This window comes from Niabella sp. ZPM-14 (genome assembly GCF_055693045.2).
On sequence record NZ_CM181148.1, the window covers coordinates 4,429,794 to 4,453,916 of the forward strand.

Below are 24,123 nucleotides of genomic sequence, written 5' to 3' on the forward strand. Positions count from 1 at the left end.
TATACATTTAAATACAATTAATCAATACCTTATCTTCGCAATTGACAACTATGCAAAATTCTAAAACCATTGCCATTATTGGCTTAGGCTATGTTGGCCTACCTCTTGCCGTTGAGTTCGGTAAAAAATTTAAAACAATAGGAATTGATATCAGCAAGGTGCGAATAGAAGAGTTAAAGAAATTTTATGATCGCACACTGGAAGTGGATGAGGCAGGTCTTAAAGCGGCGTCACACCTTAACTATTCATGTGATATTTCCGATGCGAAGAATGCTCAGATTTACATTGTAACAGTCCCAACTCCGGTTGACAAACATAATAACCCTGACCTGACTCCGGTAAGGAAAGCGTCTGAATCTGTGGCGTCAGTAATAAAAAAGGGGGATGTCATTATCTATGAATCGACTGTGTATCCTGGAGTAACTGAAGATTTTTGCGTTCCAATTTTAGAAAAGATATCCGGCCTTAAATTCAATGAAGACTTTTTTTGCGGGTATTCTCCCGAAAGAATTAATCCTGGAGACAAATTACATACCGTTACAAAAATTAAAAAAGTCACCTCAGGTTCTACGCCGGAGATTGCTACTCAAATAGATGATTTATATTCCACAATAATTGAGGCGGGGACTTTTAAAGCTTCTTCGATTAAAGTGGCTGAGGCAGCAAAAGTTATTGAAAATGCCCAACGTGACATAAACATAGCGTTCGTTAATGAGTTAGCTAAAATATTTAATTTATTAAAGATTGACACTACAGAAGTATTAGAGGCAGCTGGAACAAAATGGAATTTCTTACCCTTTAAACCAGGGTTGGTGGGTGGCCACTGTATAGGAGTAGATCCCTTTTATATAGCTCAAAAGGCGATGGAGGCGGGATACAATCCTGAAATTATACTGGCTGGCCGTAGGCTTAATGATAGCATGGGCGCGTATGTGGCAAATGAACTTATAAAGCTTCTGATACAAAATGATTTTAAGGTAAAGGGAACTAAAGTGCTTGTTTTAGGCATAACGTTTAAAGAAAATTGTCCAGATATCAGAAATAGTAAAGTGATTGATATTGTAAAGGAACTGCGATCCTTCGGAGCTGATGTTGATGTGTATGATCCCTTAGCCAGTCCTGAAGAAGTAGCTCATGAATATGGTATCGACCTTATAACCGAACTACAACCACTTGGTAATTATTCCGGGGTAATAGTAGCCGTAGGGCACAATGAATTTAGGTCGTTGGATATCAAGGCAGTTCCTGTCATATATGACGTAAAGGGAGTATTCGAAAAGTCATTAGTAACAGCGAGGTTATAAAAAATAAGCAATGAAGTCTTTTCATATTGATGATATCTCAGATAAAACCTTTTTAGTCACAGGTGGTGCTGGATTTATAGGATCACATATTGTAGAATATCTATTGAACTTTGGAGCGAAGAAAGTACGGGTGCTTGATAATTTTTCTACAGGGTTGCTCTCAAATATCGAGATGTTCAAACGGAGTTCTGCTTTTGAATTAGTTGAGGGAGATATAAGAGATTTAGATACATGCCGAAGATGCTGCGAAGGCATTGAGTACATAAGCCACCAGGCTGCACTTGGTTCGGTGCCAAGGTCTGTCAATGACCCAGTAACAACAAATGCGGTGAATGTGAGTGGCTTTTTGAACATGCTGACCTCCGCAAAAGATTTTGGAGTTAAAAGATTCGTTTATGCAGCAAGCTCTAGTACTTATGGAGACCACCCCGGTTTACCGAAAATAGAAGACAAAATAGGGAACCCTTTGTCACCATATGCAGTCACAAAGTTTGTAAACGAACTTTACGCTGATGTTTTTTCAAAAGTTTACAATTTTCATACAGTAGGTCTACGGTATTTTAATGTATTTGGTCCGCGGCAAAATCCTGAAGGAGCCTATGCTGCAGTGATCCCTTTATTTTTTAAAGCGGCGATGCAAAAGGTCAGTCCCACTATAAATGGAGATGGTGAAACCAGCCGTGATTTCACCTTTATTGAAAATGTAGTACAGGCTAATATCAAAAGCTTATTGGCTAATAACATAAGCCAACACGAAGTATTCAATATCGCATTTGGTGAGAAAACCACTTTAAATGATTTGTGGAGTGAAATTGCGGCACTCGTGAAAGTTAGACAAGCTCCAGTTTACGCTCCAGAACGAAAAGGAGATGTCAGGCATAGCCTTGCATCTATTGCAAAAGCCCAAAAGATCATCGGATATTATCCCGAAGTTTCTGTACATGAGGGCTTAAGTCGCACTTTTGAATTTTACGCCAACGTCTGATTTAACGGGACTATTTGCAGTCGGGATGTTTAAGTAATTGTATTGAAAAAGCAAAGGCCTAGGTCAAGTTTCTCTATGGCCTTTATTGAGTCTCTGGTAATTGACAAGGTGACCCATTTTCTTCGATTTTACTACAGTTGTTTTATAATAACATTTTATCTGGAATGACAGACGTTAAAAATAAGAAGGTTAAACTCGTCCGAATTACCACCGTTCCGATCTCGTTAAAAATTCTCTTGAGAGGGCAATGTCGTTTCATGTCCGATTATTTTGACGTTATCGGGATTGCGTCAGACGGCAAGGAACTGGCGGAGGTTCAGGAAGTTGAAAGTATCAGGGTAATTCCCGTAAATATGTCCAGAAAGATTACTCCGTTATCAGACATTAAATCTTTGTGGAATTTATTGATGATCCTAAAGAAAGAAAAGCCACAAATAGTGCATACTCATACGCCTAAAGCGGGGTTAATAGGCATGATCGCATCTAAACTTGCGAGGGTGCCACATAGGCTTCACACAGTTGCGGGAATGCCACTCATGCAAATGTCAGGGGTCAAAAGAAAAATTTTAAATGTCGCCGAAAAACTAACGTACTGTTGCTCAACAAAAGTTTATCCTAATTCTTACGGGTTGCGTGATTTCATTCTACAGCAAAAGTTTGCACATGCAGATAAGCTTAAGGTCATAGCCAATGGATCTTCTAATGGGATAGATACCTTATACTTTTCTCCTGCTCAAATACCTGAAGCAATGAAAAACGAGCTCAAACTATCTTTGGGAGTTGGGCCAAAAGATTTTTTATTCGTTTTTGTTGGGCGCCTGGTAAGGGATAAGGGAATTAATGAGTTGATACGAGCATTTAGCACGTTAAATAAGGTTGACTGCAAACTGCTGTTAGTTGGGTCTTTCGAAGAAGATCTGGATCCATTGGAAAGTCAGACATTAAATGCCATAAATACAAACCCCAACATTATTTCGGTCGGTTTTCAAAAGGACGTTCGCTCTTATTTTGCAATTTCAGACGCCTTAGTGTTCCCGAGTTACCGGGAAGGGTTTCCTAATGTGGTAATGCAGGCGGGGGCAATGGAATTACCTGTAATAGTTAGCGATATTAATGGATGTAATGAAATTGTTAGTAATGGAGTGAATGGAATCATCATACCTCCCCAAAAAGAAAAGGAATTAAGAAATGCTATGCTGCGAATGATAGAGGATAGCAGTTTTCGTGACAATTTAAAACAAAATGCCCGTCAAATGATTGTGAGCCGTTATGAACAGCAGTTGGTTTGGCAGTCATTGCTTGAAGAATATCGGCAGTTAACTTAGATTATAAGACAGGTTCTTTCTGAATAAAATATCTGTTTACATTTGTACTTAATGAAAGAGATTTTTAATATTATAGGCAGTGGCGGCCATGCGATGGTTATTGCTGATATAATACAGTCGTGTGGAAATGAAGTGAGGACATTTTATGATATAAAATTGTTGGCAGATAAACTACTTGGAGTCCCAGTTCTCCACCTTAAAGAAAACGCATTAGATAACAATTATGCCTTAGTTGTCGGCGTCGGAAATAATAAAATCAGACAACGCATTGTACGTGAGAATGCAAGCAGCAGGTTTGTTAGGGTTATTCATCCCTCAGCCCAAATTTCGACATATGCGAGAATTGATGCTGGGACGGTTGTCATGTCGGGCGTTTCGGTTAATGCTAAGGCTGAAGTCGGCAGGCATTGCATTATTAATACTAATGCTTCAGTAGATCACGAGTGTATTCTGGGGGATTTTGTACATATTTCTCCCAACGCCAGTTTATGCGGAAACGTTCAAATTGGCGAAGGTGCTCATATCGGCGCTGGCGCTGTTATTATTCCAGGTATAAAAATTGGTGAATGGGCAACTATAGGCGCTGGTGCAGTAGTAACAAAGGATATCCCAGGTTTTGCAGTAGCAGTAGGAAATCCGGCTAAAATTATTAAAATGAAAAACAATGAATGAACGAATAGCATTATCAATTCCTCATCTTGGAGGGGGTGAAAGCAAATATGTGAACGAAGCTATTGACACAGGCTGGGTGGTGCCGTTGGGACCAAACGTAAATGCATTTGAAGACGATCTGCAAAAATACCTGGACGAGAAAGTGTATATATCTGCGTTGAATTCAGGAACGGCTGCTTTACATCTTGGACTGATTTTACTGGGAGTAAAAGAAGGGGATGAAGTGATTTGCCAATCAATGACCTTTTCTGCTTCTGCAAATCCAATCATTTATCAGGGGGCAACCTCCATTTTTGTAGACAGTGAATCAGATACCTGGAATATGTGCCCTGTGTATTTGGAAGAAGCAATTACCGATCGCATATCGAAAGGAAAAAAGCCGAAAGCAATTATCCCCGTGCATTTGTATGGGATGCCTGCTAAAATGGATGAAATTCTGGCTGTAGCCGATAAATATCAAATTCCCATTTTAGAAGATGCTGCGGAAGCGCTGGGTTCAAGTTATAAAGACGCTAAGTGTGGTACGCTAGGTGAAATGGCTTGCTTGTCATTTAACGGGAATAAGATTATAACTACATCGGGCGGCGGGGCACTGGTTACTAAAAAGGAAGAAGATAGCAGTAGAGCTAAATTTTTTGCTACGCAGGCCAAAGACGAGGCGCCACATTATCAGCATACTCATATTGGCTATAATTATCGGATGAGTAACTTGGTGGCAGGAGTGGGGCGTGGTCAGATGGAAGTCTTAGATCAATGGGTAGAAAAAAGACGAAATAATTTCAAAACTTACAAAAAAGGTTTTACCGATACGCCAGGTATTACATTTCAGGAAGAGCAAACCGGTATGTTCAGTAATCGTTGGCTGACATCCATTCTTGTAAATTCCGAGATGACAAATGGTGTTACCAGAGAAGATATCCGCCTGGCATTACAAAAGCAGAATATTGAAACGCGTCCACTGTGGAAACCAATGCATCAACAGCCGGTGTTTGCGGATGCGCCTTATTATGGTGGCGGTGTTTCTGATAAATTGTTCGAAAACGGGCTTTGTATCCCGTCAAGCTCTTTATTAACCGAGGCTGAATTGCAAAGAGTAGTATCCTCAATAAACGAAATAATTTCAAAAGGGAAATAACGCATTTAATAAATCATGTCTCTACAATTTAACATTCAGGAATTCATCGGGGAAGCTATAACCCACCGTTCAAAAAGCCTTTTTTCAGATGATTTGAAAAGTTTTGATGTCAAACTCAGATCGGAGATTGAGGGGAAGCGAGTTTTAGTAATTGGTGGCGCGGGTACCATCGGCTCGTCTTTCATCCGAGCGTTGGTAAAGTATAATCCTGGAAAATTAATTGTGGTAGATATTAATGAGAATGGATTAACAGAATTAGTGCGTGATTGTAGAAGCCGTAAAGACACGCCGCTTCCGTCAGATTTCAAAACTTATCCTGTTAACTTTAACGATAGAGTTTTCACAAAAATATTCAACCACGAAGGTCCATTCGATATTGTTGCTAATTTTGCGGCCCACAAGCACGTTCGATCAGAAAAAGATATTTACTCGATCGAAGCAATGATTGACAATAATGTGATCCGAGCTAAAGCCTTGCTGGACCTGTTGCTGCAAAATCCTCCCAAACATTTCTTCTGTGTTTCTACCGATAAAGCGGCTAACCCGGTGAATGTTATGGGCGCTAGCAAAAAGTTAATGGAAGAGGTGATTCTTGCCTATTCTGAGCAAATGAAAATCACTACAGCACGTTTCGCGAACGTCGCGTTCTCTAATGGTAGTCTTTTGGCTGGTTTTATTGAGAGAGTGCTAAAACAACAACCCTTATCTTGCCCCTCTGATGTCAAAAGGTTCTTTGTTTCTCCCGATGAGTCTGGCGAAATATGTTTATGTGCCTGTATCTTAGGTGATTCGGGCGACATATTTTTCCCTAAACTCGATGATGAAACAATGGTCAAATTCGCTGACATTGTGGAGCCCTTTCTAAACAAGATTGGTTACGAAATGAAAATTTTTGGGACAGAAGAGGAAGCGAGAGGTGCAGTAGCTGGTATTCAGACAGGAGCATACCCGGTCTTTTTATTTGAGAGTAACACAAGCGGGGAAAAAATGTATGAGGAATTTTATACGGATGACGAGGAGGTTGACAATAGCACCTATATTGCCTTTGGTGTCATTAAAAATGCAGAACGTCGAAAGATTGATGAGTTAGAAACTATAATCGACACGCTGAAGAAAGTATTTGAATCAGACAATACAGAAAAAAAAGATATAGTAGCAGCGCTTGGCAAAATGATACCCGGATTTGAGCATATAGAAACAGGCCTTTCCCTGGATCAAAAAATGTAATAAATAGCAATTATTAAAGGAGCCCACTTTTATGTACCCTATCTTGAAAAGACTAATCGATTTAATAGTATCACTAACGGCTTTTTTTATCTTATTGCCTTTTATGTTGCCCATAGTAGTGATCTTGCTACTTACCGGAGAGCACTACGTCTTTTATTTGCAAAAACGTATCGGTTATAAAAACCGGTACTTCAATATTTACAAATTCGCCACCATGTTAAAGAACAGTCCAAACATGGGGACAGGGCTGATCACGGTCCGAAAAGATCCGCGGTTGCTTCCTATCGGCGGTTTTCTCAGGATGACCAAAATTAACGAATTGCCGCAGCTGCTGAATGTGATCAAAGGGGATATGAGTATTGTAGGGCCCAGGCCCTTGGTTGATAAAACCTTCAATGCCTATCCTCCCGAAGTGCGTGACAAGGTATACGACTCGGTGCCTGGCATTACCGGCATTGGATCTATCATTTTCAGAGATGAGGAGGAGCTTTTGACCAACACCAAAATGGACCGCCAGGAATATTATAATACAATAATTGCCCCTTATAAAGGAGCGCTTGAAATGTGGTATAACAAGAATAAAAGTTTAGCAGTTGATTTTTGGATTATTTTTTTGACGGCCTGGGCAATTCTTAATCCTAAAACCCAACTGCAGTATAAGGTGTTCAAAGATCTACCTAAAAGGCCTTTATAATATTATTTTATTATTGCGGTAGACTAAGGGGATGAATGCAAAGACGAATTGTTTTTTTGACCTATCTTCCCCCCATGAAAATCCTCCAATTCACCATACCCGTTGCGCATGACAGGTCGGTCATGAGCCAGGAGGATCGGCTGCCTTATTTCTATCCGCATTTTCACCGGCACAAGGAAGTGCAGCTCACGCGGGTTATAGCCGGGACGGGTACATTTCTTGTGGGTACGCAGGTTTATACGTTCAATGCAGGTGATATTTTCTTCATCGGGGCCAACCAGCCGCATATTTTCAAAAGCAGTCCGGAATACTTCCAGCCGGATCATAATCAGCAGATCCATGCGTTAACCTTATTTTTCGATCCGCAGCAGCAACTAAAAGGCTTGCTCAACCTGCCGGAGATGCGGTCGCTCGCGGCGTTTTTAAGCCGATACGAGACCGGGTTCAAAGTGCCGGGTGATTATAAAGTCTTGGCCGCTGAGAAAATTCTACAGGTGCATAAGGCCCGAAATGCAGAGCGGATGGTTGCTTTTATCGAATTGCTCCACCATCTCAACACCATCAACAAACACCTTGAGCCGCTTTCGTCGGGGGTGTTGGGCAAAGTCTCCGAGGCAGAAGGGATCCGCATTGGCAACGTGTACAATTATGTTATGCAGCACTATCACAAAGACATCGCTTTAGAAGACGTGGCCGGCATCACATATATGACCACGCAGGCCTTTTGCCGGTACTTCAAAAAGCAAACAGGAAACACTTTCGTGAGTTTCCTGAACCAGGTGAGAATCAACGAAGCCTGCAAAAGACTGACAACAGCCGGCCTGGAAAGCGTGTCAACCGTAGCTTATGCCACCGGATTCAACAGCATTACCCATTTTAATCGTGTCTTCAAATCTGTCATCGGCAAGTCTCCTCTCGAATACGTCAGGGACTACAAAAAAGCTTCCGGACAATAGAGCCTGCCTCACTTACAACCAGATCGGTTAAAATACGGCGCAAAGTCGTTAAATTCTGTGGACCCATCCATGCCGATCGGGGTTAGTTTTGTGTTTACAAAAACAACGTAACATGACATTTCAATGGAAAGGGGTAATGCCTGCTTTAACGACCAAGTTTACTGCGAACGATGAATTGGATCTTCCTCTGTTTGAGAAAAACCTGCAGGCCCAGCTGGCTGCGGGCGTGGAGGGAATCATACTGGGTGGCACGCTGGGAGAGGCCAGTGTATTAACCAACGAGGAGAAGCAGCGCCTCATTCAATTTGCGATAGAAAAAGTCGAGGGAAAGATCCCCGTGATCCTGAATATTGCCGAAGGCAGCACCCGGGGCGCGTTGGAACAGGCGCGGCTCGGAAAGGAGTGGGGGGTGGACGGACTAATGATGCTGCCGCCGATGCGTTATGTGCCCGATCATCGCGAACTGGTTACTTATTTCAGGACAGTGGCTGATAGCACGGATCTGCCGATCATGATCTACAATAATCCAATCGATTATAAAACAATGGTAACGCTTGATGCCTTCGAAGAGCTGACAAGCTGCAGCAATATCACAGCTGTGAAGGAAAGTACCAGGGACGTATCCAATGTGACCCGCATGCGCAACAGATTCGGAGACCGGTATGCTATTCTTTGCGGAGTAGATACGCTGACATTAGAAGAGCTGGTCGCCGGTGCTGACGGGCTGGTCGCTGGGCTTGTCTGCGCGTTTCCGGCAGAAACAGTAGCTTTATATAAGCTGATCAAGTCCGGACGTATTGCCGAGGCAATCGATATTTACCGTTGGTTCCTGCCTTTGCTCGAATTGGATATCCATGTCAAGCTGGTCCAATATATCAAGTTGGCGGAGCAGCAAACCGGCATTGGCAGCGAGCAGGTGCGCGCTCCGAGGCTTACGCTGGTGGGCGAAGAGCGGGAAAGGATTTTGAAGATCATCAATACGGGGATTCAAACCAGGCCCGATGTGTCGGCTATTATCGACGAGGCTTAATACGCATAAAGACAGGTAGCCGTTCTTTGCACTGCTGACCCATAGCAGTCGGCCGTGTATCCCGTAACTTCGCTGGAAATAGATATCCGAGAGAGGCTATATAAGTAAGCGTATTACTTTAAAAAAGTCACTGTTGGGTGAGGTTTCACTGACAACAAGATCGGATATCCAAAAATATTAAATGGGTAATTTAAAATCACGAGTCGAATTATGTTTACAGATGCAACAACCGGAGAGATCAATGAAGCAATGAAAAGCGCCTGGCAGGCTTTTCACGTATATAGAAAATGTTCTTTAAAAGAGCGCGCGGATTTCATGCGCGCCATTGCGCGGCAGATAGAGGCGCTGGGTGATGAGTTAATTACCACAGCCGGACAAGAAACCAATCTGCCCGAAGCGCGGCTCAAAGGGGAACGTGCGCGCACGATATTCCAGCTCAATTCCTACGCAGATGCCTGTCAGAAAGGGGATTGGCTCGAAGCGCGGATCGATACCGCGGTTCCGGATAAAGCACCACCCAAACCAGATATCAGGAAGATGCTCGTGCCGCTGGGGCCCGTAGTGGTATTTGGCGCGTCCAATTTTCCTTTTGCGTATTCAACTGCCGGAGGTGATACCGCCACTGCTTTTGCAGCCGGTTGCCCGGTCGTAGTGAAAGCACATCCGGCACATGCCCGAACCAGCGAGTTGGTCGCTGTTGCTATTTCAAAAGCAGTAAAAGAACGCAACCTTCCCCAGGCAGTATTTACACATGTTCACGGAACCTCTTTCGATGTCGGACAGGCATTGGTAGAGCATCCCTATACAAAAGCCGTTGGCTTTACTGGTTCCTTCACCGGGGGCAAGCAGCTTTTTGATTGGGCCAACCAACGTAAGGAGCCCATCCCGGTATTCGCGGAAATGAGTAGCATCAATCCTGTTTTCTTGTTGCCCGGAAAAATGAAAGAAGCCGCCGCAGAAGTAGCCCGTCAATACGCCGGTTCCATTACATTAGGCGTCGGCCAGTTTTGTACCAATCCGGGGTTGCTGATCGGCCTTGAAGGGGCCGATCTGGATCAGTTCATCAACACGCTCGCGACTGAAATCAAAGCCATCGCGCCCGCTACAATGCTGCATGAAGGTATCTGTAAAAACTATGTTACGCGACGCGATAAGGCGCTGCAGCAGCCTGGCGTTGAAGTGGTGGCCATTTCAGAGACAATGCCCGGGGACAACCAGGGTATTCCCACAGTGGTAACGGTGAAGGGAAAAGACTTTATCGGCAATCCTGTGCTGCACGAAGAAGTGTTTGGCCCCTATTCCGTAGTGATCCAATGTAAAGATCTCGCACAAATGATCGAGGTGACGCGCCATATCGAAGGCCAACTGACGGCCACGCTAATGGCAACGGATGAAGATGTTAGAAGTCATGCTGAGCTGGTAGATGCAGTCCAAAATCTATGTGGTCGTTTCATTCTGAACGGCGTGCCTACAGGCGTAGAGGTTTGTCTGAGTATGCAGCACGGTGGCCCGTTTCCTGCAACCACCGATTCCAGGTTCACTTCTGTCGGTGCAGACGGAATAAAAAGATTCGCGCGACCGGTCGCTTTTCAGAACTGGAGCAATGAGTTGTTGCCAGATGAGCTGAAAGATGAGAATCCGCTGGGTATCTGGAGAACCGTCAATGACGCTTTAAGTAAGGAGGCGTTGAGTTAAAAATTTACCTGTTGATAGGCTGACAACGTGATGCGACCCATCCTTGTCAACTTTTAAACTTTTAAACTATCATTCAACCATCATTCAACCATCATTCCACCATCATCCAACCATCATTCCACTACCGTTAAGCTATACAAATTAAAATGAAGTATACTTTCGACTGTATCGACGCCCACACCTGCGGCAACCCGGTCCGCCTGGTAAAGAGCGGAGGTCCCGATCTTCAAGGCGCTTCAATGAGCGAAAAGCGTCAACATTTCCTGCAGACCTACGATTGGATACGCACCGGGCTCATGTTCGAACCCCGCGGGCACGACATGATGAGCGGAAGCATCTTATATCCACCTCATGATCCTGCCAACGATGTTGCCGTCTTGTTTATCGAGACCAGTGGCTGTTTGCCCATGTGTGGCCACGGCACCATCGGCACGATTACCATTGCTATTGAAGAGGGACTGATACAACCTAAAACTCCGGGTGTAGTTCGTATGGAAGCCCCCGCCGGCCTGGTCATGATCCATTACACACAGGAGGGCAATAAAGTCATCTCGGTAAAACTGACGAACGTTCCGGCATTTCTGTACGCCTTTGAGTTGACGGTTCCCTGCCCGGAGCTGGGAGAGTTGGTGGTAGATGTCGCTTACGGGGGAAATTTTTACGCCATCGTTGATCCGCAGAAGAATTTTAAGGGACTGGAGCATTATCGCGCTGATCAGCTCATTGCGTGGGCGCGTGAACTTCGCAAAGATATCAATGACCGGTATCAGTTTATTCATCCTGAAGATCCTACCATTAACGGCTGTTCACATGTGCTCTGGGCAGGCGCGGTCCTGGATCCGGGCTCTACAGCAAGGAACGCTGTATTCTATGGCGAGAAGGCGATTGACCGCAGCCCCTGCGGCACGGGCACTTCGGCAAGAATGGCTCAATGGTACGAAAAAGGCCTGCTCAAAAAAGGAGATGAATTCATTCATGAAAGCATTATCGGCAGCAAGTTTACCGGGCGGATAGAAGAAGAGCTGACAGATGCTTTTGGTATCACCGGCAAGAAGGCCATCCGCCCTTCCGTTGAAGGTTGGGCCCGGATATATGGTCGCAATACTATTTGGATCGATAGCGACGACGATCCCTATGCGCACGGGTTCCAGGTTGTCTGAGCCGTCTTTCCGTAATAGATACATTCGTTAAACTCATATTAAAGCTTTTTGGAAAAACGTCCCATTTAAGAACTAAAAATCGGTATTTTATATGCATATCGTAGTGATAGGAGGCGGCATCATCGGTTTATCCGGAGCTTATTACCTGAGAAAGGCCGGCTTCGATGTGACCGTTGTCGATAAAGGAAATATTACAGACGGCTGCTCCTTCGGCAATATCGGGTACGTTTCTCCCTCTCACTTCATCCCGCTGGCCACGCCGGGTATCATCAGGCAGGGGCTGAAATGGATGATGAGCTCCGGTTCTCCTTTTTACATCAAGCCCAGGTTAAACCGCGACCTGCTGCGGTGGGGATGGACTTTTAAAAAATCGGCCAACGCCGGACTGGTACAGCAAAACGCGCCACATCTCAACAATCTCCTGCAACTTTCCCGGCAGTTGATGAGTGACCTCAGCAACGATTTGTCCGACTTCAGCTTGACTGAAAAAGGCATTTTCATGCTGTATAAATCAGAGCTCACCGGCCACCATGAAAAGGAAATGGCCGAACAGGCGGCTGCTTTCGGACTGAAGACGGTGGTATGCAACCGACAGGAAGTGCAGGACTATGAAACGGGAACTGAAGTGGACGTGGCTGGCGGCGTGTTGTACCTCGACGATTGCCATGTCAACCCCGGACAGCTGATGCAGAGCTTATACCAGCGACTGAAAGAGATGGGTGTATCCTTTCACCTGGATACTGAAGTGACCGGCTTTGAGAGACGCGGGGATCAGGTTACGGCGGTGTTGGCGGCGAATAAAAAGATACTTGCTGACGAAGTCATCATTGCAAACGGCTCCTGGATGGGATCATTGGCGGCTATGCTGGGTCTTCGCATCCTGCTTCAACCTGGCAAGGGCTACAGTATGGATTATAATCACCTCGATACCAACCTCACTTATCCGTCCATTCTCGTAGACGACCGGGTAGCGACGGCACCAATCGGCAGCTGGCTACGCATCGGAGGCACTATGGAGTTGAGCGGCCACAGCGAACGGGTTTTGCCTAAACGAGTGATGTCCATTTATAATGCTTTCAAAAAGTACTATCCGCACATGAACCTGCCTGTACCAGAACCTGCCAAAGCATGGTATGGCTACCGGCCGGTGAGCCCCGACGGCTTACCTTACATTGGCCGGCACAGCCGCTACCGGAACCTGACCTTCGCCGGCGGCCATGCCATGATGGGCGTAAGTTGCGCCACAGGCACGGGATTGTTGCTTAGTCAGATTCTTCAACACCAGCCTACCAGTATCGCAATCGAAGCATTCAGCCCCGAACGGTTTCGGTAATGATCCGGCAAAGCGCTGAGGTTTTATGACGGAGGCATGATCGATCCCTTATTATATATGCTGTCAGTTCCAAATTCCTTCGCCCATTCGTGCCGATTTTTCTATTTTTGGCAAATGCAATCATTTGAGGAGTTATCGAAAAAGTTTTCTGAACATTTCAACCGTTCTCACTTCCCGGAGCAGCCGTCAACCCTGTACGAGCCTAATAATTATTTTTTATCGTTAGGCGGCAAACGGTTTCGCCCGGTGCTGTGTCTGATGGCCAGTGAGTTGTTCGGAGATATACATCCTGACGCCTGGAATGTGGCCACTGCTATAGAGTTATTTCATAATTTCACCCTGATCCATGATGATATCATGGATAAAGCGCCTTTGCGGCGCGGACAACCGACCGTCCACAACAAATACAATGAAAGCACGGCTATATTGGCCGGTGATGTGATGCTGGTAAAGGCGTATGATTATATCAGCCGGCTCAATCCCGAATACATTGTCAGGATACTCGAGCTGTTCAATAAAACGGCGGCAGAAGTGTGTGAAGGACAACAGCTGGATATGGATTTCGAGCAACGCACGGAAGTGTCTTTCGATGAATACCTGCACATGATCACCCTGAAAACTTCGGTCTTGCTTGCTGCCAGCTTGCAAATGGGTGGTATTCTCGGCGGTGGAAGCCTGGGCAATCTCGCGCTGCTTTATGAAGCAGGGAAGAAGATCGGTCTGGCCTTCCAGATGCAGGACGATTATCTCGATGCTTTCGGGAACCCGGAGAAATTCGGGAAGCAGCCTGGCGGAGATATCCTGGCGAATAAAAAGACCTTCCTGCTCATCCAGGCGCTGGAAGTAGCTGCTCCGGCACAGAAAGAGGCGCTGCAGACGCTGATAGCGGGTAACGCGACAGATAAAGTTGCTCGGGTACTTGAACTGTATAAGGACTGCGGTGTAGGTGAGTGGGCTCGCCAGCAAAAGGACCTTTTCTTAAACCAGGCGCTCGAATATATCGATGAAATGGCTGTCGTAGCAAGGCGAAAACAACCGCTCATCGATCTGGCGCAACTACTCGTGAAGCGCGATTATTAGTGAGGAACAATGAGTATTGAAGATTCAATCCGAAATCCTAAATCCGACATCCAACATCCTAAATCTAACATCCAATCTCTCCCATGTCCATACTGCGAAAAAAGAAAATTGAAAATATCCTCAAAGATGCTGAGCAAGGTTTCGGTGATGGTCATGAAACCGGTCTTAAGAAAGTGCTGGGCGTCAGGGACCTGACTTTCCTGGGGATTGCCGCAGTCGTTGGCGCGGGCATCTTCTCCACCATCGGCGGTGCTGCGTTCAATGGCGGCCCCGGCGTTTCCATTCTTTTTATCATCACCGCTATTACCTGTGGTTTTTCGGCGCTGTGCTATGCCGAATTTGCCAGCAGGGTGCCGGTTTCGGGAAGTGCCTACACGTATTCCTATGTAAGCTTTGGGGAAGTTGTGGCCTGGATCATAGGCTGGGCGCTGATCCTGGAATATGCGATCGGCAATATCGTCGTCGCGATTTCATGGAGCGGCTATTTCAACAACCTGATCGAACATATCTTTCATATTCACCTGCCCGACTGGATGCTGGTCGATCCGCAGACCGCATCGGCTGCTTTTGCCAAAGCCACATCCGAGCTGGCCAGCAATCCTGCGCTCACGCCCACCGAAATACAGAGCTACCAGTTTGCTATCAAAGCTTATAACGAAGCCCCCCGTATCGGAAGCACGCATGTGTTCTTCAATCTGCCGGCTTTTATCATCGTCTGCCTGGTCACCTGGCTGGCTTATATCGGGATCAAAGAAAGCAAGCAATCCGCCAACTTTATGGTGATCTTCAAAGTAGCGGTGATCATCTTTGTGATCATTGCCGGTGCTTTTTTTGTAGACACTAATAACTGGCAACCATTTATGCCGAATGGATTTGAAGGGGTGCTCAAAGGTGTGTCAGCCGTGTTTTATGCTTATATCGGCTTTGACGCTATCTCCACCACGGCTGAAGAATGTAAGAATCCTCAACGGGATCTGCCGCGCAGTATGATCTACTCGCTCCTTATATGCACGGTGCTGTACATTGCGATTGCCCTGGTGTTGACCGGTATCGAGAGCTACAGCAACTTCGACGGAGTCGATGATCCGCTGGCCTTCGTATTCGAAAGGCGTGCGCCCTGGATCGAAAAGATTATTTCCATCAGTGCGGTGGTAGCTACTACTTCTGTGCTATTGGTGTTCCAGATCGGACAGCCAAGGATATGGATGAGTATGAGCCGTGACGGCTTGTTGCCTAAAGTATTTCAAAGAATTCATCCTAAATATCAGACACCTTCTTTCGCTACCATTATCACCGGTGTTATCGTAGGAGCAGGTGCGCTTTTCCTGCAAAGCGGACTGGTTACAGATCTTACCAGTATCGGTACTTTGTTTGCTTTTATCCTTGTTTGCGGTGGCGTATTACTGCTGCCGCCTTTACCGAAGCAGGCGGGTAAATTCAAGATTCCTTACATCAACGGCAGGTTCATTGTTCCGATTTGTTATGTGTTGTTCATCTACTTTTTCCGTGAACGGCTTGTTGCCGCAGTGACCCATATCGGAACCGAAGCTTACCCGGAGATCTTATTTTTAGTGTTCCTGGCTATCGCCTTAGTGATCACTTTCAAAACCATCGCCCGGCAGTATTCACTGATCCCGGTTTTAGGCGTGCTTTCCTGCATGTACCTGCTCATAGAAATCCCGGCCGTGAGCTGGTTCTGGTTCTTCATCTGGATGATTGTCGGATTAGTGATCTATTTCCTGTACGGCTACCGCCATAGCAACCTGGCCGTGAAGAGAAATCAGCTTTCATAGTGTTGTAAGTTGCCGCTTGATCTGGTCTGACGGTCTCCGTCTGACCAGCTATTCACTTCTCAACTTTTCCCTTTTTTATCTGTTAGCTCTTTACTTTAATTTTGCAGATAATGAAGTATCAAATAGGAGACAAGGTGTTGGTTTTGCATTCTGATGAGGAAGGCGAAATTGTGGAGTTTATCAATAAACAGATGGCCATGATCGAAGTGCGGGGCGTCCGATTCCCGGTATATCTTGATCAGATCGATTTTCCCTATTATAAAAGATTTACCCAAAAGAAAAAGGTACAGCCGCCACCCAAAAAATACATTGATGATGTCCGCAAGGAAAAGAATACCCGTGAGGATCGTGTAGAGAACGGAGTGTGGCTCAACTTTTTGCCGGTAATGGACATTGACGAATTTGGCGATGAATATGTCGAGAAGTTAAAGATCTATCTTGTAAATAATTCCCGGACAGTCTACAAATTCAATTACAAGCTGAGTTTCTTTGGCGATGCAGAGTTTGAGTTAAAGAATACCGTTCAGCCTTTCGAAAATTTTTACATACATGATATCCCGTTCGGGGATATGAGCGACGGGCCTGCGTTTGAATTCGATTTTTCGCTCGAGAAAAATGAAAAAGGCAAGGCAGATCATTTCGAGAGCGTCGTAAAACTAAAGCCCAAACAGCTTTTCAACCGGATCGAAGAGCTCAGGCAAAAGAATGAGGCTTCTTTTTCTTACCTGCTGTTTGAACGGTATCCCGACAAAGCGCCGGAAGAAAACGTGTTGCCGCTGGAGAAGCTCGCCAACAAAGGGTTTAAGATTTACAATGCCAGGGAAGCCCGCCGGCACCTGGAGCCCGCCAGGTCCGTCGTTGATCTGCACATCGAAAAACTGACAGATGACGCTTCCGGAATGAGCAATTTTGAAATGCTGACGCTCCAGCTGAAGACCTTTGAAAAGTTTTACGACCTGGCAGTGGCGCACACGCAGCCACATCTCGTCATCATTCACGGCGTAGGCACCGGGCGGTTGAGAGACGAAATTCATGATGCGTTGCGCCTGAAAAAAGAAGTCAGCTACTTTATCAACCAGTATGACCCTAAGTACGGTTACGGCGCCACGGAGATATTTTTCAAGTATTAAATGTTGCGTTTGAGCGGGATAGATCGTTCTTGCAAAAAAAAGCTATGAGAATCTTTGCCTTGACCGTTTTAGCGATCTCCCTGCTTTCCTGCAAAAAGCAACCTTTCGAAAATGAGTACGAAAAAAGTCTGTCAGCCTGGATAGATTTCAAACAAGAAGCTAATAACACTTACAAGTATAAGCAGGTATCGCAATCCTGGACGGGACACCGCACTGAATTGGTAGTAACCGTTCGGAATGGAAGAATCGTGGCAAGAAGTTATCAGCTTACCGGCCCTGATGAAGACAACTCTTTGTTGATCCAAACATACGAAGAGTGGACAGAGAATGAAACCACACTTAATACGCATACTTTGCCACCTTCTCTTACGCTTGATGAAATTTATGTCAAGGCTAAAAATGAATGGCTGACCGCAAGCAGGAAAGAAAATGATGTTTATTTCGAGGCAGAGAACGATGGAATGATTTCTTTATGTGGCTACATACCAAAAGGGTGCGCAGACGACTGTTTTCATGGAATAAGAATTGAAGAGATTCTGCATTAAGGGATCACCCACCCAGAGGAATGATATATGAAGATGCCACGATACTTCAACCGTTCACAGCCGGATTGTAACGCCGGCTATGGCAATAATTATAAATCGTTTTATCTTTGCACCGTTACAAGCCGGGTTATCGCCTTTTTATAAGGGAGGAAAGTCCGGACAGCGAAGGGCAGCATACCGGTGAATAGCCGGGTGTCTGTGATTCCGGGCTTCGCCCCGGACACGGGCAATAGAAAGTGCCACAGAAAATGACTACCTGTTTTTAACAGGAAAAGGTGAAAATGTGAGGTAAGAGCTCACGGAAATAATTAGTAATAACTATTTCGGGTAAACCTTGTGCGCTGAAATGCCATGTATACCCCGATCTTTCACCGGCCCGGTGAAATGCTTTCGGGCTATCGGGGAGGGTAGGCAGATGGATCCCGGAGAGTAATTTCCGGGACAGATAAATGATAACCACGCGCTTTCAGCGGGGACAGAATCCGGCTTACAGGCTTGTAACTTTTTTATTTTTAAGAGATCGGAACGGCAGCACGACGTGTTTTGATATGCAGATCAGTGCTGCGGTATCCTTCAAATATTCTAACTATCCTGTTCGACAAAAAGAAAAAATTGCCTTTACCAGTCCGTGTATATGCCTGTTGTAGGTTGTGGGTGATCCTGCTGGTGAGCCTCCTGATGAGTTGTGCAACGGCTCGCAAAAGCCCGGCAAGGAAGGATTCGGTCACTGTCTCGGCCCTGCGGTTTCTTGATGAGTACCAGATACCTTACGATCAGCAGTTCCGGCACACCTGGGTAGGAGGCTTATCCGGTATCGATTATGATCCGGAGCGCGATCGGTATTTCATGATCAGTGATGAGCGTTCCAAAACCAGTCCATCCAGGTTTTATACAGCTACGATAAAGATCAGCGACTACACCATCGATACCATTCAGTTCCTCGATATAGCCACCTTGAGAACAGCAGCTAATGACACTTTTGCGCAACTCGGGATCGACCCGGAAAAAACCGCTGACCCCGAGTCTATCCGCTTTAATCCACGGTCTAAACGGCTGGTTTGGAGCAGCGAAGGAAATAAAGCCCTGGTGAATGGGCGAAACATATATCAAAATCCCTGGATCTATGAAATGGACCTGGGAGGACAGTTCAAAGACAGTTTCCTGATTCCCGCCAACCTGCGGATGTACGCGGGAGACAGCGGCGCACGGGAAAATGCGGTGATCGAAGGTCTGAGTTACTGTGATCAGTATCGCTACCTGTGGGCCAGTATGGAGGGCAGCACTTACGAAGATGGTCCGCTCGCGACCATACATTACGCCGGTGCACCCGTTCGCTTCACCCGGTTTGATACGAAGTCCAGGCAGGCCGTAGCCCAGTATGGCTACCTGCTCGATGCGGTAGCTACAGCACCGGTTCCGGAAGATGCTTTTAGTGTCAATGGCGTTTCCGAGATCCTGACTATCGGGGCAAACCGGTTGCTTGTGCTCGAACGCTCTTATTCTACCGGCACACCCAGTTGCACGATAAAGATCTACCTGGCCGATTTTTCGCAGGCCACGGATGTCAGCAGCGTCCCAAGCCTGTATCATAATAACAACTATCGCCCCGCATCGAAAAAATTGCTGTTTGAGCTTCATTCTTTAAACAGGTACATTGATAATGTGGAAGGTATCACGCTCGGTCCCTTGCTGCCAAATGGCCGCCGATCGTTACTATTGATTGCCGACAACAACTTTAGCAAGCTCGAACAACAGCAGGTGTTTTTGTTCGAAATCATACCCTAAAATTTTCCTAAATAGACCCTATCGGCACGGGTGTTTTCACATTTTTTTTACACCAGAATCGTAATCCTTTTTACCCTTTTTCGCGTCTTATATAAGTAATGACGCTCCGGATGCCGTCTGGCTTCAAGGCTGACCGATCATCCGGAGTTCCGTTGTCAATGGGTGACGGACATCCGACAGTTTAAACAGGTACTATACATGAAAAGATTCACGCTGTTGGGTACAATTTTAATCGTTGTTCTTTTAATTTCTGGTTGTGGTCCGACAGCACATATAGAAAAGGCCAGAAACGTAGATTTCAGGAATTATAACACTTTTGCCTGGGCGCAGAGAAACGAACGTGGAACAGGAGGCAGTATTGCGGAAGAGCGTATCAAAGAGGCTGTGAGTTCAGAGTTGAGCAGAACGCAGGGATGGAAGGAAGTCGATCAAAATCCCGACCTGGTTTTAAGTTATGACGTTCTGGTAGAAAAGGGCACCAAAGTGGCGTCTGAGCCTCGGTACTCGTGGGGTGGGTTCAGAACGTTCTACAACCCGTATTCAAGGCGCTTTTACCGGGTGTATTACCCTCAACAATTCGTAGGTTATGATAACTACAATGTTCCTACGAAAGAAGGCACCATCACCATTACCATTGTAGATGCAAGTTCCGACAGGACGATCTTACAAGGGTGGGCAACAGATGAAGTAAAAAACAGGAGTGTTACCTCCCGTGAAGTGGACCGTATCGTAGCGGCAATCTTCAGAAAATGGGAAGAGCAAAGAACTTAAGGTGTCTTAAAAAATAACGCAAGGTAGTTTGGTTTGGTAGTTATAATGCAAATGCCCCCGTTTCCGGGGGCTTTGCGTTTTTATGTAGCGGACACTTTTACTTTTCAGTAAGTGCTGCACCGTCGAATTGGACGCCGTCCCATCCGTGCTGCATAAATTGACGGATATTCTGGTGGTCGTCTTTTTCAGGCGAAGCCAACACGGCGTCGTAATGTTCCCCGAACAACTGCAATGTATCCTCTTTAGAAAGCTGGTTCAACTGTGCAAAGGTCAGCGTTTTCGCACTTCCCTGGTTCTCCGTAGCTGCGTTTTGCTGAGCGCCGTTTTTAAAGGCGGTTGGCGTGTGGGAGTAATAGGTTTCTATCAATTGCAGCGTGTCCGAAAACCGCGCGGTTTTGTTCTGAAGTTTTGATAATAGCTCCGTTATCTTTTCTTGTGGTAAAGCCATACGTAATTAAAATAATATAAGTGATAAAAGGCGGCAATATACTGAATATCACTTTTGAGAGATTGGTTCCAGGTTCCTCGTTTTCTGTGTGATCAGATTCGGCTCCAACTGTTCGCTCAACACGACAGTAAGAAAGGGGCCATCGTTTCCCTCAGTCAGGGCGCAGCTGGGGAAATCTCTAAGTGGTGGGAATGGTTCCTCATTATCCACCCACCTACCAACCTTGCCAGGGGTACCTCGAAACGAGGCGGGCCTACCTTAAAGGTACCCCGACCCGGCTTAGGGGTAGGTTGCCGCGCCTTTTTCCCGGGTTGGAGAAGCTCAAACCTTCGCCGGTTCAGGTTCGGGGGGTGGGGGTGCCTACCTCATCAGCACGCCTGGGGGAGTGTTGTAGCCGAAAGAGCCGGGCTCCAGAGCTTCGCGCGCCGAGGTTTGAGGTCCCCCGGGGGCACCTAAGAAGGTACTTACACCGAGCCCCAGGCTCCGCCAGCCGAGGAAAAAGCTTCGCCGACGCAGGTTAGAGGTAGGTACACGAAGTTGTAAGAAAAACGATGGGTTGCCAGGGCAGCATGATGAGATTCCTCGATCCGGTCTGACGGTCCCCGTCTGACCGTGTCGAGGGTCCGGTTTGATGGGGTTCCGCGATCCAGTCTGACGGTCCCCGTCTGACCGTGTCGAGGGTCCGGTTTGATGGGGTTCCGCGATCCAGTCTGACGGTCCCCGTCTGACCGTGTCGAGAGTCCCGTTGTTGTCGTCGTTCCAATGGCGCGGCCGGACAGGAAGGAATCCCGGTTGTATTCGAAGAGATGTCTTATACCTTAGTAATCAGCAGCACGACGCTGGTTCTCTGTGCATTCACGACCGGGTTAAACCCGATATTCATCAGGAACGCGCCGCTATAGGTTTTGCTGTCGTCCAGGGCCGATTGCGTGCCCGGGTAAAGACACACTTCTTTGATGCGGTAAGTAGCATTAGCATCGAGTCCTTTGAGCTTTACGGGATATACACTGGAAGCCCCGTACCGGTTATTGACCAGGTAGTTGAAGATGACGCCGTTAGCCTGGTCTTCATTCATATACTGCATCACCGCGATATCGCCTTCCCGCGGGTTGGCCAGCCGGTACTGGGTACCTTGCCACACGATATGCTTAAAAGCATCATATTGGCGTATGGCCTCCTTGCAATAAGCCAGGTCTTTTTCGCTCAGATGTTTCACCACAATGTCGAAGCCCAGCTTCCCCATCATTGCAACGTCGGTCCTGAACTTGATGGGTTGCTTGCCCCAATCGGTCACATGGTTGGCGCTTGTAACGGCAGGGTAGAAGTAGGAATACTCCCATTGCATGAAGATCCTTTCCATCGGATCCGTATTATCGCTCGGCCAGAACTCAGTGAAATATTCAAGCGCTGCATAGTCTACCCGGCCGCCGCCGCCGGAACATAACATCATCGGAACAGACGGATATTTTTGACGGATCTTTTTCAGGACGTTATATAGTCCGCGCATATACTCTATAAAGAAATGCGATTGATCTTTCAGATAGGCCGAATGGGCATTATAAATAACCGCATTGCAATCCCATTTGATATAGGCCAGTTTGGGGTTTTTCGTAAAGAGATCGTCGACTACGCCAAACACGAAGTCCTGCACCTTTGGGTTGCTGAGGTCCAATACCAGCTGGTTCCTGAAATAATGTTCCGGGCGTTGCGGTTGCTTCACCACCCAATCCGGATGCTGTTCATACAACTCACTTTTGGGATTGACCATTTCAGGTTCGAGCCAGATCCCGAATTTTACCTGGTTGTTTTCCGCTTCCTGCACCAGGGTGGCAATACCATTAGGCAGTTTCTTTTTATTCGGTTGCCAGTCTCCGAGGCCCGCCACATCACCATTTCGTGGATATTTATTAGCGAACCATCCATCATCCAGGAGGAACAGGTCAACACCCAGCTGGCGGGTATCCTTGATCAGTTCTTTGAGCTTGCCTTCATCAAAATCAAAATAAGTGGCTTCCCAGTTGTTGAGAAGCGTGAGGCGCGAACCTTTGCCGTCAAGGATCTTGTATTGGCGGGCCCAGTCATGCATTTTGCGGCTGGCCGCTCCCTTTCCGTGGTGGGAAAGCAGGTAAAGAAATCCCGGCGTTACGAAATCTTCATTCGGTTGTAAGGTATAATTGGAAGCGTAGTTGTTGATACCTGAAATGATGCGGAGGTTATTTTGAAAATCCAGCTCCAGATCGGTACGGAAGTTTCCACTGTATTCCAGGGCGCCATAAAGCACGGTACCCGCATCTTCCCTTGCCGGCTCATCCATCGACACCATAAAGACGGAAGGCTGGAACAGGTTGGCCCTGGTGCCCAGCTTGCTGTCGAGGGTTTTGATCCCGTGGGTGATCTTCGAGGTCTCTGGTTGCATCTCTTTGGCCCAGTCTCCATGGTATTGCGTCAGCCAGAAACTTTTTGCTTTTAAATGCAGGTTGGCAGATGCATATTTGTGTAAGGTGACGCCGCCTTTTTCGCGATGCCTGATCACGGCCCATTGTTCGATCACATCTTGCTTTACGTAGGCTTTATAGAATAAGGTTACCTGGAACTGGTATACCGGGTCTTTCAGCAGTACGGTTAACAGGGAGACACCATCAGCCGGGCTACTGAGCTGATGGCTTACATAGCGCAGGTCGAGGGATTGATTGCCATCGGCGTGGGTCACGCTCAGCGCGGGTTCCAGCAGGTTTTTAGCGCCGGAGCCCGTGTAAGCGGCGTCGGCCACTTTAGTATAATCGTCCCCCTGGCGGAACATGCCTGCTATCTTCGAATACTCTGAGGGGTCGGAGAGTTTTTTACCGTAATATAGTACAGACAGGTTTTTATCACTGTCTACTTTAAGTACCAATGCGTTTTCAGCGGTTACCAGGGGAATGATCGGGTCCTGGGCTATGGCCGGACCGGTAATCAGTAGTAAGGTGATGAACCACAGGTTTGGAAACGTTAACTTCATGTCTTCTGTTGAAATATTAATGTTGTAGATGAGTAGTGTGTGTCAATGCATGCGCCC

Annotated in this window: 20 protein-coding genes and 1 other RNA gene; 19 read left to right on the forward strand and 2 right to left on the reverse strand. The window is 46.4% G+C overall.

Annotation, left to right across the window (positions count from 1 at the left end):
• Positions 1-50 precede the first annotated feature (50 nt).
• From ACU37H_RS18860 to ACU37H_RS18950, 19 genes are all read left to right on the forward strand, one after another.
• A complete protein-coding gene (locus tag ACU37H_RS18860; protein ID WP_472706035.1) occupies positions 51-1,304 on the forward strand; it encodes a nucleotide sugar dehydrogenase in 1,254 nt (417 codons plus the stop codon).
• A gap of 10 nt (positions 1,305-1,314) precedes the next feature.
• Positions 1,315-2,289, forward strand: a complete 975-nt coding sequence (locus ACU37H_RS18865; protein WP_472706037.1) for an SDR family oxidoreductase — start codon at positions 1,315-1,317, stop codon at positions 2,287-2,289.
• 164 nt (positions 2,290-2,453) lie between these two features.
• Complete coding sequence (locus ACU37H_RS18870; protein WP_472706039.1) at positions 2,454-3,614, forward strand: glycosyltransferase family 4 protein; 1,161 nt, start codon at positions 2,454-2,456, stop codon at positions 3,612-3,614.
• 51 nt (positions 3,615-3,665) lie between these two features.
• Positions 3,666-4,286, forward strand: a complete 621-nt coding sequence (locus ACU37H_RS18875) for an acetyltransferase (protein WP_472706041.1) — start codon at positions 3,666-3,668, stop codon at positions 4,284-4,286.
• Positions 4,279-5,421: a DegT/DnrJ/EryC1/StrS family aminotransferase gene (locus ACU37H_RS18880; protein WP_472706043.1), complete on the forward strand. Its 1,143-nt coding sequence runs from the start codon at positions 4,279-4,281 to the stop codon at positions 5,419-5,421. Before ACU37H_RS18875 ends, ACU37H_RS18880 begins: the two co-directional genes overlap by 8 nt.
• 15 nt (positions 5,422-5,436) lie before the next feature.
• Positions 5,437-6,648, forward strand: coding sequence for a polysaccharide biosynthesis protein (locus ACU37H_RS18885; protein ID WP_472706045.1), 1,212 nt, complete (start codon positions 5,437-5,439; stop codon positions 6,646-6,648).
• Positions 6,649-6,679: 31 nt separating this feature from the next.
• A complete protein-coding gene (locus ACU37H_RS18890) occupies positions 6,680-7,342 on the forward strand; it encodes a sugar transferase (RefSeq protein WP_472706047.1) in 663 nt (220 codons plus the stop codon).
• A 74-nt stretch (positions 7,343-7,416) separates the two neighbouring features.
• Positions 7,417-8,298 carry an AraC family transcriptional regulator gene (locus ACU37H_RS18895; protein ID WP_472706049.1) on the forward strand — a complete coding sequence of 294 codons (882 nt, stop codon included), beginning with the start codon at positions 7,417-7,419 and terminating at the stop codon, positions 8,296-8,298.
• A gap of 112 nt (positions 8,299-8,410) precedes the next feature.
• Complete coding sequence (locus tag ACU37H_RS18900; protein ID WP_472706051.1) at positions 8,411-9,328, forward strand: dihydrodipicolinate synthase family protein; 918 nt, start codon at positions 8,411-8,413, stop codon at positions 9,326-9,328.
• A gap of 210 nt (positions 9,329-9,538) precedes the next feature.
• The gene (locus tag ACU37H_RS18905; RefSeq protein ID WP_472706053.1) at positions 9,539-11,023 is read left to right on the forward strand and encodes an aldehyde dehydrogenase (NADP(+)); all 1,485 of its coding nucleotides are present in this window, start codon (positions 9,539-9,541) and stop codon (positions 11,021-11,023) included.
• A 146-nt stretch (positions 11,024-11,169) separates the two neighbouring features.
• Positions 11,170-12,183, forward strand: coding sequence for a 4-hydroxyproline epimerase (locus ACU37H_RS18910; RefSeq protein WP_472706055.1), 1,014 nt, complete (start codon positions 11,170-11,172; stop codon positions 12,181-12,183).
• 91 nt (positions 12,184-12,274) lie between these two features.
• Positions 12,275-13,516, forward strand: coding sequence for an NAD(P)/FAD-dependent oxidoreductase (locus ACU37H_RS18915; protein WP_472706057.1), 1,242 nt, complete (start codon positions 12,275-12,277; stop codon positions 13,514-13,516).
• Between the two features lie 114 nt (positions 13,517-13,630).
• Positions 13,631-14,596 carry a polyprenyl synthetase family protein gene (locus ACU37H_RS18920; protein ID WP_472706059.1) on the forward strand — a complete coding sequence of 322 codons (966 nt, stop codon included), beginning with the start codon at positions 13,631-13,633 and terminating at the stop codon, positions 14,594-14,596.
• A gap of 83 nt (positions 14,597-14,679) precedes the next feature.
• Positions 14,680-16,389: an amino acid permease gene (locus tag ACU37H_RS18925; RefSeq protein WP_472706060.1), complete on the forward strand. Its 1,710-nt coding sequence runs from the start codon at positions 14,680-14,682 to the stop codon at positions 16,387-16,389.
• 110 nt (positions 16,390-16,499) lie between these two features.
• On the forward strand, positions 16,500-17,519 hold the full coding sequence (locus tag ACU37H_RS18930) for a Smr/MutS family protein (RefSeq protein ID WP_472706062.1): 1,020 nt from the start codon (positions 16,500-16,502) through the stop codon (positions 17,517-17,519).
• 44 nt (positions 17,520-17,563) lie between these two features.
• Positions 17,564-18,064 (forward strand): hypothetical protein, encoded by a 501-nt coding sequence (locus ACU37H_RS18935; RefSeq protein ID WP_472706064.1) that lies wholly within the window; start codon positions 17,564-17,566, stop codon positions 18,062-18,064.
• Positions 18,065-18,178: 114 nt separating this feature from the next.
• Positions 18,179-18,570: RNase P RNA component class A (gene rnpB / locus ACU37H_RS18940), an RNA gene on the forward strand.
• A gap of 106 nt (positions 18,571-18,676) precedes the next feature.
• Positions 18,677-19,849 carry an esterase-like activity of phytase family protein gene (locus ACU37H_RS18945; RefSeq protein ID WP_472706066.1) on the forward strand — a complete coding sequence of 391 codons (1,173 nt, stop codon included), beginning with the start codon at positions 18,677-18,679 and terminating at the stop codon, positions 19,847-19,849.
• Positions 19,850-20,047: 198 nt separating this feature from the next.
• Positions 20,048-20,620 (forward strand): DUF4136 domain-containing protein, encoded by a 573-nt coding sequence (locus ACU37H_RS18950; RefSeq protein ID WP_472706068.1) that lies wholly within the window; start codon positions 20,048-20,050, stop codon positions 20,618-20,620.
• A 97-nt stretch (positions 20,621-20,717) separates the two neighbouring features.
• On the opposite strand, the gene ACU37H_RS18955 is transcribed toward ACU37H_RS18950, so the two are convergent.
• Positions 20,718-21,068, reverse strand: a complete 351-nt coding sequence (locus tag ACU37H_RS18955) for a HopJ type III effector protein (protein WP_472706070.1) — start codon at positions 21,066-21,068, stop codon at positions 20,718-20,720.
• 811 nt (positions 21,069-21,879) lie between these two features.
• Complete coding sequence (locus ACU37H_RS18960) at positions 21,880-24,066, reverse strand: alpha-galactosidase (RefSeq protein ID WP_472706072.1); 2,187 nt, start codon at positions 24,064-24,066, stop codon at positions 21,880-21,882.
• Positions 24,067-24,123 lie beyond the last annotated feature (57 nt).

Coding starts and splice junctions, on each gene's coding strand:
- ACU37H_RS18895 (WP_472706049.1), top strand. CDS start 7,417: ATGAAAATCCTCCAATTCACCATACCCGTTGCGCATGACAGGTCGGTC.
- ACU37H_RS18865 (WP_472706037.1), top strand. CDS start 1,315: ATGAAGTCTTTTCATATTGATGATATCTCAGATAAAACCTTTTTAGTC.
- ACU37H_RS18890 (WP_472706047.1), top strand. CDS start 6,680: ATGTACCCTATCTTGAAAAGACTAATCGATTTAATAGTATCACTAACG.
- ACU37H_RS18955 (WP_472706070.1), bottom strand. CDS start 21,068: ATGGCTTTACCACAAGAAAAGATAACGGAGCTATTATCAAAACTTCAG.
- ACU37H_RS18920 (WP_472706059.1), top strand. CDS start 13,631: ATGCAATCATTTGAGGAGTTATCGAAAAAGTTTTCTGAACATTTCAAC.
- ACU37H_RS18930 (WP_472706062.1), top strand. CDS start 16,500: ATGAAGTATCAAATAGGAGACAAGGTGTTGGTTTTGCATTCTGATGAG.
- ACU37H_RS18935 (WP_472706064.1), top strand. CDS start 17,564: ATGAGAATCTTTGCCTTGACCGTTTTAGCGATCTCCCTGCTTTCCTGC.
- ACU37H_RS18860 (WP_472706035.1), top strand. CDS start 51: ATGCAAAATTCTAAAACCATTGCCATTATTGGCTTAGGCTATGTTGGC.
- ACU37H_RS18915 (WP_472706057.1), top strand. CDS start 12,275: ATGCATATCGTAGTGATAGGAGGCGGCATCATCGGTTTATCCGGAGCT.
- ACU37H_RS18905 (WP_472706053.1), top strand. CDS start 9,539: ATGTTTACAGATGCAACAACCGGAGAGATCAATGAAGCAATGAAAAGC.
- ACU37H_RS18880 (WP_472706043.1), top strand. CDS start 4,279: ATGAATGAACGAATAGCATTATCAATTCCTCATCTTGGAGGGGGTGAA.
- ACU37H_RS18950 (WP_472706068.1), top strand. CDS start 20,048: ATGAAAAGATTCACGCTGTTGGGTACAATTTTAATCGTTGTTCTTTTA.
- ACU37H_RS18900 (WP_472706051.1), top strand. CDS start 8,411: ATGACATTTCAATGGAAAGGGGTAATGCCTGCTTTAACGACCAAGTTT.
- ACU37H_RS18875 (WP_472706041.1), top strand. CDS start 3,666: ATGAAAGAGATTTTTAATATTATAGGCAGTGGCGGCCATGCGATGGTT.
- ACU37H_RS18960 (WP_472706072.1), bottom strand. CDS start 24,066: ATGAAGTTAACGTTTCCAAACCTGTGGTTCATCACCTTACTACTGATT.
- ACU37H_RS18925 (WP_472706060.1), top strand. CDS start 14,680: ATGTCCATACTGCGAAAAAAGAAAATTGAAAATATCCTCAAAGATGCT.
- ACU37H_RS18910 (WP_472706055.1), top strand. CDS start 11,170: ATGAAGTATACTTTCGACTGTATCGACGCCCACACCTGCGGCAACCCG.
- ACU37H_RS18885 (WP_472706045.1), top strand. CDS start 5,437: ATGTCTCTACAATTTAACATTCAGGAATTCATCGGGGAAGCTATAACC.
- ACU37H_RS18870 (WP_472706039.1), top strand. CDS start 2,454: ATGACAGACGTTAAAAATAAGAAGGTTAAACTCGTCCGAATTACCACC.